Annotated in this window: 12 protein-coding genes; 3 read left to right on the top strand and 9 right to left on the bottom strand. The window is 58.6% G+C overall.

Annotated features, from left to right (window positions below; genetic code table 11):
- Positions 1 to 57: 57 nt before the first annotated feature.
- The 6 genes from speB to HQ945_RS01405 form a co-directional block, all read right to left on the bottom strand.
- Complete coding sequence (speB, locus tag HQ945_RS01430; RefSeq protein WP_113280186.1) at positions 58 to 1,011, bottom strand: agmatinase; 954 nt, start codon at positions 1,009 to 1,011, stop codon at positions 58 to 60.
- 129 nt (positions 1,012 to 1,140) lie between these two features.
- A complete protein-coding gene (gene rpsI / locus HQ945_RS01425) occupies positions 1,141 to 1,617 on the bottom strand; it encodes a 30S ribosomal protein S9 (protein ID WP_027232424.1) in 477 nt (158 codons plus the stop codon).
- 2 nt (positions 1,618 to 1,619) lie between these two features.
- Entirely contained in the window at positions 1,620 to 2,084 is a 465-nt protein-coding gene (gene rplM, locus HQ945_RS01420) for a 50S ribosomal protein L13 (RefSeq protein ID WP_027232425.1), read from the bottom strand.
- A gap of 322 nt (positions 2,085 to 2,406) precedes the next feature.
- Positions 2,407 to 4,368, bottom strand: a complete 1,962-nt coding sequence (locus HQ945_RS01415; RefSeq protein WP_027232426.1) for an elongation factor G — start codon at positions 4,366 to 4,368, stop codon at positions 2,407 to 2,409.
- A gap of 187 nt (positions 4,369 to 4,555) precedes the next feature.
- Positions 4,556 to 5,476: a polyphosphate kinase 2 gene (gene ppk2, locus HQ945_RS01410; RefSeq protein WP_113280185.1), complete on the bottom strand. Its 921-nt coding sequence runs from the start codon at positions 5,474 to 5,476 to the stop codon at positions 4,556 to 4,558.
- Positions 5,477 to 5,601: 125 nt separating this feature from the next.
- Entirely contained in the window at positions 5,602 to 6,840 is a 1,239-nt protein-coding gene (locus tag HQ945_RS01405) for an adenylate/guanylate cyclase domain-containing protein (protein ID WP_228018621.1), read from the bottom strand.
- 209 nt (positions 6,841 to 7,049) lie between these two features.
- Here HQ945_RS01405 and HQ945_RS01400 point away from each other — a divergent pair, with 209 nt between their 5' ends.
- A complete protein-coding gene (locus tag HQ945_RS01400; RefSeq protein ID WP_113280184.1) occupies positions 7,050 to 9,266 on the top strand; it encodes an adenylate/guanylate cyclase domain-containing protein in 2,217 nt (738 codons plus the stop codon).
- Between the two features lie 8 nt (positions 9,267 to 9,274).
- Here HQ945_RS01400 and HQ945_RS01395 read toward each other — a convergent pair whose 3' ends face one another.
- Together HQ945_RS01395 and HQ945_RS01390 are read right to left on the bottom strand one after the other, a co-directional pair.
- A complete protein-coding gene (locus tag HQ945_RS01395) occupies positions 9,275 to 9,784 on the bottom strand; it encodes a YHS domain-containing (seleno)protein (protein ID WP_027232429.1) in 510 nt (169 codons plus the stop codon).
- Positions 9,785 to 9,828: 44 nt separating this feature from the next.
- Complete coding sequence (locus HQ945_RS01390; RefSeq protein WP_027232430.1) at positions 9,829 to 10,419, bottom strand: ankyrin repeat domain-containing protein; 591 nt, start codon at positions 10,417 to 10,419, stop codon at positions 9,829 to 9,831.
- 195 nt (positions 10,420 to 10,614) lie between these two features.
- Between HQ945_RS01390 and HQ945_RS01385 the strand changes: the two genes are divergently transcribed.
- Positions 10,615 to 11,646, top strand: coding sequence for an HAD family hydrolase (locus HQ945_RS01385; protein ID WP_425500616.1), 1,032 nt, complete (start codon positions 10,615 to 10,617; stop codon positions 11,644 to 11,646).
- On the opposite strand, the gene HQ945_RS01380 is transcribed toward HQ945_RS01385, so the two are convergent.
- On the bottom strand, positions 11,638 to 12,063 hold the full coding sequence (locus tag HQ945_RS01380; RefSeq protein WP_174207598.1) for a hypothetical protein: 426 nt from the start codon (positions 12,061 to 12,063) through the stop codon (positions 11,638 to 11,640). The two genes, HQ945_RS01385 and HQ945_RS01380, sit on opposite strands and share 9 nt — an antisense overlap.
- A 218-nt stretch (positions 12,064 to 12,281) precedes the next feature.
- Between HQ945_RS01380 and HQ945_RS01375 the strand changes: the two genes are divergently transcribed.
- A complete protein-coding gene (locus HQ945_RS01375) occupies positions 12,282 to 12,692 on the top strand; it encodes a cupin domain-containing protein (protein ID WP_091949195.1) in 411 nt (136 codons plus the stop codon).
- Positions 12,693 to 12,773: the final 81 nt, after the last annotated feature.

The raw sequence follows: 12,773 nt of genomic DNA, 5'->3' as shown, positions 1-12,773 counted from the left end.
GCTTTGAATTCAGATAGTTGGCGAGAAAAGCGGATTCAATGTCTAAGCTGATCGCAATCAGCCTCGTCGCGCTTTTTTCTCCGCCAGCATACCAAGGTAATACATCGCGATTGTGGCACCTGCGATGGCCGTTACATCCGCATGGTCATAGGCGGGCGCGACTTCGACCACGTCGGCGCCTACGATGTTGAGTTCCGTCAGATGCCGCAGCACCGAGAGGATCTTAGCCGAAGACGGTCCGCCGGCAACGGGAGTTCCGGTGCCCGGTGCAAAGGCCGGGTCGAGGCAATCGATGTCGAAGGTGAGGTAGACCGGCTTGCCGGCGGTGCGCGCGATGATCGCTTTGGCGATCTCCGCAGCCGAGAGTTCCTCGACCTCGTAGCCATAGACGATCTTCAGGCCGCAATCGTCCGGTGCATGGGTGCGAATGCCGACCTGGATCGAATGGGCGGCGTCGATCACGCCCTCGCGCGCGGAGCGCCCGACGAAAGAACCGTGATCGATGCGCTTGCCATCATCGTACCAGGTGTCCTGATGCGCATCGAACTGCACGAGCGCGACCGGTCCGTACTTCGCTGCGTGGGCTTTCAGTATCGGCCAGGTGACGAAATGATCGCCGCCGAGCGAAACGAGAAAGGCGCCAGACTTGATGAGCTTCGCGGCTTCGCGTTCGATGGTAGCGGGCGTCTTCTGGTGGTTGCCGTAGTCAAGCAGGCAATCGCCATAGTCAATGACGGCAAGATCAGCGAAGAGATCGCGATGGAACGGATATTGCGGGTCATTGTCGAAAATCGCCGAAGCGCGACGGATCGCCTGCGGACCGAAGCGTGCGCCCGGCCGGTTGGAGACCGCCGAATCGAAGGGGATGCCCCACACCACCGCTTCCGCGCCGTTGAGGTTTTTCGTATAGCGGCGACGCATGAAGGAGAGTGCGCCCGCATGGGTCGGATCGCTCGCCGCGCCAGTCAATGCGCGCGCTGTGAAGGCGTGGTCGATGGATTTCGATGGCATTGAATTCTCCAGGCAGGGCAGTGGGGCTAGGCAAAGCTTTTACTCGATAACCGTCATATGCCGGCGACCGCAACAAAAAAGCGGACCCGAAGGCCCGCTTTCTGTTCTTGTCCAATTGAAGTGCCGAGATCAGCGCTTCGAGAACTGGAATGAACGACGGGCCTTGGCCTTGCCGTACTTCTTGCGTTCGACAACGCGGCTGTCGCGGGTCAGGAAGCCGCCCTTCTTCAGAACGCCGCGCAGAGCGGGTTCGAAGTAGGTGAGGGCCTTGGAAATGCCATGACGAACGGCACCGGCCTGACCGGAAAGACCGCCGCCGGCAACGGTGGCGATGATGTCGTACTGGCCGGCACGGTTGGCAGCAACGATCGGCTGCTGCAGGATCATCTGCAGAACCGGACGTGCGAAGTATTTGCCGTATTCCTTGTCGTTGATGACGATCTTGCCGGAACCCGGCTTGATCCAGACGCGGGCAACCGCATCCTTGCGCTTGCCGGTCGCATAGGCGCGACCCTTTGCGTCAAGCTTCTGGACATGGACCGGCGCTGCGGCAGGCGTGCTGGCGGCAATGGTGCCGAGAGCTTCGAGCGAATTGAGCTCAGCCATTCTTATGCGCTCCTTTTGTTCTTGCTGTTCAGCGCGCCGACGTCGAGGACTTCGGGAGACTGAGCTTCGTGCGGGTGGTTGGAACCAGCGTAAACGCGCAGGTTCTTCATCTGGCGACGGCCGAGCGGTCCGCGGGGAACCATGCGCTCAACAGCCTTTTCGACGACGCGTTCCGGGAAACGGCCTTCGAGGAGCTGACGGGCAGTGCGTTCCTTGATGCCGCCGGGATGGCCGGTGTGCCAGTAGTAAACCTTGTCGGTGAACTTCTTACCGGTGAAGACGACCTTGTCGGCATTGATGATGATGACATTGTCGCCATCGTCAACGTGCGGGGTGAAGGTTGCTTTATGCTTGCCGCGCAGGCGGTTGGCGACGAGAGTGGCGAGACGGCCGACGACGAGACCTTCGGCGTCAATCAGGATCCACTTTTTCGTCACTTCTGCCGGCTTCTGAGAGAAGGTAGCCATTGTGTTCGTCCTTGAGATCATCCTTCACGAAGGAAGGCTTTTCTTGTTGCTTGCGTTGCGCGAAATTCGAAAATTCCGGCAACAATGAAAAGCGGCGGGAAACGACCCACCGCAGTCGAGAGGTTCAATATAGGTCCCCGGCAAACACGTCAAGCACTAGATTTCGCCATATTTAGCAAAACAGTGTTAAAAAACAATATGTTAGAAAAAAGGTACTATATTACCGCATATTTTTTGGCTCTCGCGGTGCCCGCCCCAAGCTGAAATGCGCCAGGTTGGGGTCGTGCCCGCCAGCGCTTGCAGCAGGCACGCAACCCGCCAGTCAATGCTCGTTCGCGTGCGCGCCTTGCGCCTGGATTATCGCATCCGCTTCCTTGCCGTACATTTCCTCGAAATGGTCGAATGTCTTGGCGAACGTCCCGATGCCCTGCGTTGCCGAGCGCAATGTGCGCGCAAGTTCATCGAGGGCGCTGCCCGGAATGAGGGCCCGGAATATATCCCAACCCTTGGCCTTGTCGTCGCGGTCGAACCCGAGCACCTGTCCCTTGAAGGACGATATGATCGGCACCAGGCTTCCGGAATAGATCGAGGGGATCTTGATCTCGACCCGATAGATCGGCTGCATCAGTACGGACGAAGCCTGGGCAAGCGCATCGCGCACACCCATCTTTCCGGCCGCGCGGAAGGCGAATTCGGAACTATCGACCGAATGGTGCTGGCCGTCAGTGAGCGTTACACCGACATCGATGACCCTCAGCCCCAGGGGACCCTTGTCCATGGCTTCCCGCGCACCTGCCTCGACCGCCGGTATGAAGTTGCGTGGCACTGCGCCGCCCTTGACCGTTTCGGCGAAGCTGAAGCCTTCGCCGCGCCCATTGGGCCTGACGCTCAACTTCACGTCGGCAAACTGTCCGGCGCCGCCCGTCTGCTTACGGTGCCTATAGTGGACATCCGATGATTTCGAGATCGTCTCGCGGTAGACCGGGCTCGGTGGCTTCTCGCTGACATCCACGTGGAAGACTTCGGCCAAGGTCCGGCAAATGTCACGCAGATGGACGGGCCCTTGGGAACTGATCAATTGCGCACCGGTTCCTTCTTCCTGGGCAACCTTGATGCCGCGATCGGTTTCGGCCAATTTTGCCAGTGTTTCGGAGAGCTTGGTTTCATCTCGTTCGCTGCTTGGAACCAGTATGCGCTCCATCATTGGCGTGGGTGCATTGGTCCAGTTCGGGGCGTCGACGGCTGCATCCGCGCCAAGCAGCGAGGGGACGGGCAGGTGATCCGACTTGACCGTCGCAAAGACATCACCCGCCGACGCGGCACCCGAGGCAATCGGCTTTCCGGTGCCCGGATCCTGCACCGGGCCGAGCCGTGCGCCCGCAAGCATGGTGCCCTGTTTCAAACCGTCGGTGAAAGCGCGCACGAGAACGGTCTTGCCGACATTCTGGCGGTGGTAGGCGTGAAACCCGACGGCGACCAGAGCGCTTTCGGAAATGCTTCCCCCTGCCGATAGCCGCTTGCGCAGCACGTCAGCCTGCGGCGCTTCATGGCGGAGCGCCTTCATCAGGCGCATGATGCCGTTGCTGTGGCTTGCGGCCCCGACGAGCACCGGAATGATCCGGTTTTCGCGCAGGACCCGCGAGGAGATCGCATAGACGGCATTCGTTGCCGGTTCACGGTCTTCGATCAATTCCTCAAGCAGCCAGTCGTCAAATTCGGAAAGGTGTTCAAGCAGTTCGGCGCGCGCCTCATGTTCGCGCTCGATGAGGTCTGGAGGGATTTCGATCAACGACGATGGCTGACCTTCGCGGTAGCGCCATGCGCGCTCGGAAATCAGGTCGCAACTGCCGACGATCTTGTCGCCCTCGCGAATGGGAATCTGGCGAAGGATGAGTGTGTGATTGGAGTAATCCTGCAGCGCGGCGACAACGTCCCGCAGTCGCCCGCGCGGCTCATCCATCTTGTTGACGAAAAGGATGCAAGGCGTACCCGACGCTTCGATCGCGCGCAGGTATGGCGCAGCAAGGACGGCTTCTTCCGGGTTGGTTGAAACGCACAGGATACAGGCATCGCTGGCGAGAAGAGCGTGGTGGGCATGAGCAATCGCTTCGCCTGATCCGGGCGTGTCCAGCGCGCACCACGCCTCGCCACCGAACTCGAATTCCGTCAGGCCAAGTCCATAAGGAGAAACAGATTTTCGTGGGGAACCTTCAAGCGAGCCGAGTTTGTCCACGAGCGTGGATTTTCCAGTTTGCGAAGGTCCGAGTACCGTAAAGCAGCGCATGGCGATCCTCCCTCTGCCAGCATCACAAAATCTCCGCTGGAAGGATGATGCCCTACACGGGCCAAAATCGCTAGGGACACGCGCTGATTTAGATGGTTGCCTGACCCGGCTCGAGGCGTTCCTTGCTTGGTGGAGTGTGCCGCCGTTCGAGAAACCGAAATGTTTCCATCTAAACAAGAGAAGCGCTCTAATATTTCGCCGGCACATAGAGTTCGGGCGGCAGGACCTTGCGCTCGTAGTCCGGATTGAACACGCGCTCGGGAAGGGCGATGTCCTCGTGCGGCACCTCCTCGTAGGGGATGCGGCTGAGGAGATGATCGATGCAGTTGAGCCGTGCGCGTTTCTTGTCATTGCCCTCGACGATGTACCACGGCGCTTCGGGAATGTTGGTGCGGGCGAAAGTTTCTTCCTTGGCCTTGGTATAGGATTCCCAGCGAACGCGCGACTCTAGGTCCATCGGCGAAAGTTTCCACTGTTTCAGCGGGTCGTGGATGCGCATAAGGAAGCGCATCTGCTGTTCCTCGTCGGTGATCGAGAACCAGTATTTCACCAGCCTGATCCCGGAGCGAACCAGCATGCGCTCGAACTCGGGCACGTCGTGGAAGAATTCCTGCACCTGGTCTTCACCAGCAAAGCCCATGACACGCTCAACCCCGGAGCGATTGTACCAGGAACGGTCGAAGAGCACGATCTCGCCGCCTGCCGGCAGGTGCGGCACGTAGCGTTGGAAATACCACTGGGTTTTTTCGCGATCCGACGGAGCAGGCAGCGCAACGACGCGGACGATACGTGGGTTGAGGCGCTGCGTAATGCGCTTGATGACACCGCCCTTGCCAGCAGAATCGCGACCCTCGAAGATCACGACGACCTTTTCCTTGTGGTAAGCCACCCAGTCCTGAAGCTTGATCAGTTCCGACTGCAGGAAGAGCAGGGCACGGAAGTAGTCGATGCGCGGAATTGAGGGCGGATGAGACTTGCGATAAATCTTGCGGATCTCCTCCGAAAGCGCCGGCTCGGAGAGTTCCAGTTCGTAATCCTCGTCAAGCGTGTCGGCTAGCTCAGCTTCAAGCCAGTCCTGTGCATCGGAATGTTCCTTGGAATTGTTCATATCGCCTCTCCGGGATTGGCCAACTGACGGCGGAGCACATTTTGCTACTGTGCCGTCGGTTATGCCACGCCCTCATGAAGGATTTTTGAAACAATTGTGAACCGGCGCGAGGCCCTGTCGCTCCTCTATGCGGGCGACAGCACGGCGGCCTTGTCGTGTTCCTTCAATCCGAACACGTCGAATGGTCGCTCAAGCCCGCGCAGCCTGTGCGAGCCAAGACTTTCGAATTCGTTGCCGCAATCGGCCATCTCCACGAACGCCTTCGACAAAAGGACCGGACGCTTGATTTCCTTGGTCAGGCTCTCGAGGCGCGAGGCGATATTCACGGCCGGGCCGATCACAGTGAAGTCAAGCCGGCTGCGCGAGCCTATATTGCCGTACATCACATCGCCGACATGGACCCCGATGCCATAGCCGAGCGGGTTGCGGCCCTTGCCAACGAGATCCTCGTTAAGCGCCGCAAGCGCGGTCTGGGCTTCGTTGATCGCCTGCAGCAGATTGCGGCAGGCCATGGGATCGCTCAGCGGGAATATGGCAAGCAGCCCGTCGCCCATGAATTTCAATATTTCGCCGCCATGGCGGGCGATGGGCTCGGACATTGCGTCGAAGTAGCCGTTCAACAATTCGATAACGTCGTCGCGCGGCCAGAGATCGGATATTCCGGTGAAATCGCGCAGATCGCAGATCAATATGGCAGCGCCGACCGTTACGCCGCTGCCGCGCGTCGTGGCGCCGGCAAGAATCTGTTCGCTCGCGTGCGGACCGACATAGGTTTCAAGCAGCGTACGCGCGAGGCGATTTTTCAACCGAATTTCGCTGACGAGTGCGAGGGCAGGCAACAGGTCGGTAAGGTAGGCCACGTGTTCGTCGCTGAAACCGCCCGGCGCGTCGGCGGCAAAGGTGACGACATGTTCCTTGCCGAGGGTGTGGTAAAGCGGCCAGGCGATATAGTCGGTGAGGCCTTCTGACCGCAACTCGTTATAGAGCGGATAGGTTTCCCCGCTATCCTCTTCGAGTCGCCACCTGATTTCGCGCACGCCACTCCTGATCTGGTCGATCGGGCTGTTGCGATACCGTTCGGTTTCCTCGATGCCGTAGCCGAATGTCTGGATATCGGCCTTGTCCAAGCCGGTCTTCCAGAGAATCCGCGCGCCGAGCCACTGGGGATGATGGGTTCTGAGATGCAGCGTCGAGCGGGCGACCGGCACGCCGTCTTCCATAAGGCGATTGCACAGCTCGACGAAAATATTGTCGATGAAGCGTTCTTCACGGGTTGCATGCACGAGCCAGTCGAGCACCTTGCGCCGTTTGGCGGGCCAGGCCAGGTCACCAACGAGCGGAGGAACAGTGGATAGGGCTTGCATTGTGAATTTCTCCGTCATCGTTAGTCTAGGCTACACCCTTAAATAGAGCGCGGACCGATGGATTAAAGCAGAGCTGGTAAATAATAGCGCTCGACCTTGTTCCTGCAGGCCGGCTTCGTGCTCACCCATTTGAGCGTAATGGCCTCTGCCTCCTACCTGCGATAAGATGCGAGAAGGAGTGACATTGTGCTCCGGGGAAAAACGGTGAAATGGAACGTCACCTAGCTGCCGTGCTCATCGCCGACGTTGCCGGCTATGGCCACTTGAGCCAGATCGATGAGGAAGGAACCCGCGCAAGGTTCCAGAGCGATCTGTACGAAGTCTTTGAACCCAAGATTGCCAAGCACCACGGCCGTCTGGTCAAGACCATGGGCGACGGGGTGCTGGTCGAATTCCATAGCGTCGTCGATGCCTTGCGCTGTGCGGTGGAGATCCAGCAGGAGAAAGCAAAGAGAAACGCAGGAGAACCCGCCGGTCATCGCCTCGATTTTCGCATCGGCGTCAATCTTGGCGATATCATCGTTGAGGGCGACGATATTCATGGCGACGGCGTCAACATCGCCGATCGCATCCAGGCACTTGCCGAGCCTGGGGGCATCGCCATCTCCGGAACCACTTACGATCACGTCAAATCGCGACTGCCCGTCGGCTATGTGTCTCTTGGCGAACAGAAGGTAAAGAGCATTGCCGAACCGGTGCGCGTCTATCGTGTCGTGCTCGATCCATCCGCTGCGGGCAAGACGCTTGGAGCGCCTAAAAAGAAGTTCAACTGGCGGGTGCCTGCCGCGGCCGCGCTCCTTGCGCTTGTGCTTGCCGGGGGAGCGCTGTGGTTCAAGCCCTGGACCCTGATATGGCCAGCGACGCCGGTGCAGCGTTTTGCCTATCCCTTGCCCGACAAACCGTCGGTAGCCGTTCTGCCGTTCATCAATGTCAGCGGAGACACTGAACATGATCATCTTGCTGAAGGCCTGACGGATGATCTCATCACCGAACTTTCGAAAGTATCCGGCCTCTTCGTCATCGCGCGCCATTCCGTGTTCGCCGTCAGCACCTCGGCAAACAAGATACAGGACGTCGCTTCGGAACTCGGCGTGCACTATATTCTTGAAGGCACCCTGCAACGGGCGGACACCCGCCTGCGCATCAACGTCAAGCTCATCGATGCGGTAACGGGACTTTCCCTTTGGGCCGAGCGCTACGACCGGCAATATGCCGATCTCTTCGCCGTACAGGACGATGTGATCGGCAAGATCATATCCGCGCTCGAAGTGAAGCTCAGCGAGGGCGAGCGGGACCAACTCGCGCGCATCCCCACCGACAATCTCGAAGCGTACGACTATTACATGCGGGCCGAGCAGGAAGGGTTTTTCTATGCGGATGTTGAGACTTACCGGCGAACCCTGTCATATTATCAGAAGGCGATCGATCTCGATCCACGCTTTGCCAACGCCCATGCAGGCATAGCGCGCGTCGCCGTCGACGTATGGCGCAACGACTACAATTTCCTCTGGTCGGCTGCGGTTGCCCGCAAGATTGCCTATGATGCGGCTGGCGAGGCACTGAAGATTGACCCCAACAATGCCCGGGCCCATACCGTGCTTGCGCTGTTGCAACTCGTCGATGGCCGTGAAGTGGAGGCGCGGGAATCCGCCAACCGGGCCGTCGCAACCCAGCCCAATGACCCCGAAGCTGTGGCAAACCTTGCTCTCATTCTTGCGCAAACCGGCAGCCGCGGGCAGGCGGTGACGGAAATGGACCGCGCGCTGCGGCTCGACCCGTCGCCGGAACCCAGCTTCAAACTGCTTGCAGGGATTGTCTACTACACCTCGCGCGAGAACGAGCGCGCCATCCCCTTGCTTGAGGCGGCGCGCGATTCTCTTCCCCGGGCGGAGCCGGCGCGCGAATATCTCGCCGCCGCCTATGTCGATGAGGGGAAGCTGACGCCGGCGGCCGAAGAAAAGGCGAAGTTGATGGCGCTCTTCCCGGACGCCAACCTGACCTATTACAGCTATCTCTACGATTACTGGCAGAAGGAGGATCTGGACTACCATCTTGCCGGCTTGAAGGCCGCGCGGGTGCCGCAATGGCCCTTCGATTTCCAGGGAAATCAGGCCGACCAATTGAGCGAATCCCAGTTGAACGACCTGGTCAACAACAAGAAATGGGCAGGCAAGCACCGGAACGGTACGCAGTTCGTCCAGTTTTTCGACAGTGCAGGCAATACCGCCTATCGGAGCGCCAATACCAACATCACGGGTGCCGTTGAAATTCAGGGCAACCGGCTTTGCGAAAAATACCCGGGGTATTTTCGCGACCGCACCGTCTGCGGCTATGTTTACCGCAATACGACAACGGACGAGCGCGACTTGGATTATATCCAGGTCACGCCACAATCCTTGAAGTATTTTTCCGTGGCGCCCTTATAGCCAACGCTCTAATTGGCTGGAGCTTCCCAATTCTTGTCCTGCTTTTCAGAGACAAGTGTCTGCTCGACCTCCGACCAGTGCTTTTGCGAGTCGGTAAGCTTGGTCGGGCTTTTTTCGAAGCCCTCTGCCGTACCGGGGTCGTAGCTGATGTAAAGCTTGCCCTCGATTATGCGCCATGCCTTGGGATCGATGTTGGTCGTTACCGTGCCGAAGGAAACGCCGTCAGCGCAATAGCCGCCATATTGCGGGGCGTATTTGCCGGGATCCGCCTTGAACAGGTCGCGGTTTTCGGCGTTGGCAAATTGCCAGGTCGCGCCCAGCCAATGATATGAATATTGCGGGTTGCCTTGCACGGCGTCATGCTGGGTGAAGTAGGCGACCGGATCGTACCCTTTTATCGCCACGTCTCCGAAATATCCGGTGTTGACGAATTCCTCGGCCACAACGGGCTGTGCGAACGAAAGCATGCCAATGGCCGCTGCCAACGCTATCGCGTGTCTCCGCCTGTGATCTGACATTCCAATCCTCCAATTCATGAATCTGGACGGCCCGCAACGTCGCGCTATTTGCGCTTGGTGCATTCGTCGTAAAGCCGCTCGCCGACAAGGTCGGCCTTCTGGCAGACAGCACCCGCCTTGATCAAAAGGTCGGCTGCATCCCAATGTTCACGCCAGCCCGCCTGGCTTAGAGGCGTGTAGCCATTCCGTTCCGTTGCCTCGACCTCGGCCTTGTTCGCCAGGAGAAATGCAACGATATCTGCATGGCCCTCCTCGGAGGCGGCATGCAGGGGCGACATGTGATAAAAGTTCTTCTGATCGTTGACTGCAGCGCCCTTCGAAACGAGCAATTCCACCACGTCGAGATGGCCGCCATAGGCAGCAGCGTGCAAAGCGGTCAGGCCGCCCTTGTTACGGATCTCGATATCGGAACCACGTTCCAATAATAGCACGACCACATCCTTGCGACCATTCAATGCAGCAATGACCAATGGCGGTTCGCCCGTTTCATCGGGTTCGCCCACCTTTGCGCCCTGGTCGATCAGTTGTTTCGCGCGAGCGACATCCCCGTCCCTGGCAGCATCGTGCAGCGGACCCGCCCATGCGGCTGTGATCCCAAGCAGGATACCTAGAACGGAACCATAAAGAATCTTCATCCCACATCCTCCGCCCTATCTCGGATTCTCTTGAGCGGAATGACGATAAATTATCACGGCGATACCCACCGGACAAGGATTAGGCTTTTGCTTCACCCGAAAGGCGCTGTTCGTATTGTAACAGTTACGTACTTCCAGTTGTGCCGGCCGCGAGCGTTTATAAGTGAAAGTTACCTGTTGCCGGGAGGGGTCGCCGTGGGAAATTTCACAAAATCGGGATGGGTTCGCGTTCATGGGCTCGCCAGGGTTTGGGCAGTTCTTTTCGTATTTCTGCTCCTAAACGCGGGTTCAGCCCTTGCACAGTCCGACCCGCTGCCGTCTTGGAACGATGGGCCAAACCGCACAGCCATCGTCGATTTCGTCAAGCGCGTCACGACCGATGGTTCGGCCGATTTCGTAGCGCCCGTCGACCGCATCGCCGTCTTCGACAATGACGGCACGCTATGGGCAGAAAAGCCTGTGCCTTTTGAACTTTTCTTTGCCTTGGACGAAGTCAAGCGTCTGGCGCCGGAGCATCCCGAGTGGAAGGACACGGAGCCCTTTAAGTCCGTTCTTGCCAACGATCTCGCCGGGGTCGAGGCCTCCGGCATGAAAGGCATGCTCGAAATCATGGCGGCGACCCACGCCGGTATGAGTACAGAGGCATTTTCAAAGACCGTCGCCGACTGGTTTGCCACGGCAAAACATCCGGTCCGTCAAAAGCCCTACGGTGAACTCGTCTACCAGCCGCAACTCGAATTGCTCGCCTACCTGCGCGACAATGGTTTCCGCACCTTCATCGTGTCGGGCGGAGGCGTTGAGTTCATGCGCGTCTTTGCCGACAAGATCTATGGCGTGCCGCCCGAGCAGGTGATTGGTTCCTCCGGTGTCGTTAAATATCAGCTTGGGGCTGACGGGAAGCCTGAGTTGATGAAGGAACCAAAGGTCGAATTCATCGATGACGGTCCCGGCAAGCCCGTGGGTATCAATCGCTTCATTGGACGCTGGCCAATCATGGCCATCGGCAACTCCGACGGCGACCGGGAGATGCTTGAATATACAACCGCGGGAAGCGGTGCGAGGCTGGCGGTCTATATCCATCATGACGACGCCGAGCGCGAATATGCCTACGACCGCACCGACAAGCTGGCGAAGTTCGACAAAGGCTGGGATGAAGCAGTCACAAAGGGCTGGCAGGTCGTCAGCATGAAGAACGACTGGAAGGTGATTTTCCCGCCGTCAAAGTGATGCGAGGCGGCGACGGCCTGCCTGGTACCAGCGAGGGACGAGCGTCGTCAGGCCCGAACAGGCGCGAGCGATTTCAGGGTGTTGCAACGACCATTGCTTCAGCGCTCGCGAGGCCGGGCTGCGTTCAAATGAATAGTGCCGGGATCTGTCATCGATCGGTATGCCAAATTCCCTGGCAAGCAGTTCCACATCCTCATCGAGGAAGAGGGGAAGCGATATGAGCGGTTCGAAATTTCTGCAGATGGCGTAATAGCGCCTCCCTGGGACCTTCGACAGCACCAGATGCGAGCGCAGCGGGGCGCCATAACCGAAGGTGCGGCTCTCGAGCAGTTTGAGGTATGGACCGTCAGCGTGGACGGTACCGGTAAATGTGCGACCGCAAATCTCGATACGACAGAATTCGTGTCTGTCCGGCATGCAGTTCTCCTGACATTCAACCGAGGGTCTGACGCAGGGCACGCATAATGAGTAAGACGAATCATTGGCTTGCGGATGGATACTGATCGAACCGCCGGTTCGCCGCATCACCCGCGAGGGTGAACCACGGCAGTTTTCACAGCGGTTTCCCAGCCATTGCATGCTATGCTGGCGGTTAAAACGTGCATGACTTTCCCTTACCTCTCTTGGAGGCGATGATGGACGTAAAATCCAAACCGACGTGCAGGCTGGTCAAACCGCATCACACCTACGGCGGCAAGCAGGGACTGAATTACTTTGAAGGAATAGCCGCCGAGACGGTCGGATCGACGGGAATTTGCATGCATATATTGACAATCCCGCCTGGTGCGAGGGCCAAGGCGCACATGCACGAGGCCCACGAGACGGCGATCTATATGCTGTCGGGTGAGGCGCATACCTGGTACGGCGAAGGGCTTAAGGAACACATCGTCGTCCATGCGGGCGAGCTCTTCTATATTCCTCCAGGCGTGCCGCATCTACCGGCCAATCTCAGCAACACGCCTTGCACGGCAATTATTGCTCGGACGGATCCAAACGAGCAGGAAAGCGTTGTCCTTTTGCCGGAACTCGATGCGGTGGTGCCCTAGCAGCACTCGCATGGCCCGGCGGCAACGCGCTTTTGCCTGTTGGATCAATTGGTTTCGGCAATGCGCTGCGCTATCTTGGCT

Origin of the sequence: Phyllobacterium pellucidum, assembly GCF_013327855.1 — a bacterium.
GTDB lineage: Bacteria > Pseudomonadota > Alphaproteobacteria > Rhizobiales > Rhizobiaceae > Phyllobacterium > Phyllobacterium pellucidum.
This window is presented reverse-complemented; position numbering and strand designations above follow the sequence as displayed.

Coding starts and splice junctions, on each gene's coding strand:
- HQ945_RS01380 (WP_174207598.1), bottom strand. CDS start 12,063: ATGCCGGACAGACACGAATTCTGTCGTATCGAGATTTGCGGTCGCACA.
- rpsI (WP_027232424.1), bottom strand. CDS start 1,617: ATGGCTGAGCTCAATTCGCTCGAAGCTCTCGGCACCATTGCCGCCAGC.
- HQ945_RS01375 (WP_091949195.1), top strand. CDS start 12,282: ATGGACGTAAAATCCAAACCGACGTGCAGGCTGGTCAAACCGCATCAC.
- HQ945_RS01395 (WP_027232429.1), bottom strand. CDS start 9,784: ATGTCAGATCACAGGCGGAGACACGCGATAGCGTTGGCAGCGGCCATT.
- ppk2 (WP_113280185.1), bottom strand. CDS start 5,476: ATGAACAATTCCAAGGAACATTCCGATGCACAGGACTGGCTTGAAGCT.
- HQ945_RS01400 (WP_113280184.1), top strand. CDS start 7,050: ATGGAACGTCACCTAGCTGCCGTGCTCATCGCCGACGTTGCCGGCTAT.
- HQ945_RS01405 (WP_228018621.1), bottom strand. CDS start 6,840: ATGCAAGCCCTATCCACTGTTCCTCCGCTCGTTGGTGACCTGGCCTGG.
- rplM (WP_027232425.1), bottom strand. CDS start 2,084: ATGGCTACCTTCTCTCAGAAGCCGGCAGAAGTGACGAAAAAGTGGATC.
- HQ945_RS01390 (WP_027232430.1), bottom strand. CDS start 10,419: ATGAAGATTCTTTATGGTTCCGTTCTAGGTATCCTGCTTGGGATCACA.
- speB (WP_113280186.1), bottom strand. CDS start 1,011: ATGCCATCGAAATCCATCGACCACGCCTTCACAGCGCGCGCATTGACT.
- HQ945_RS01415 (WP_027232426.1), bottom strand. CDS start 4,368: ATGCGCTGCTTTACGGTACTCGGACCTTCGCAAACTGGAAAATCCACG.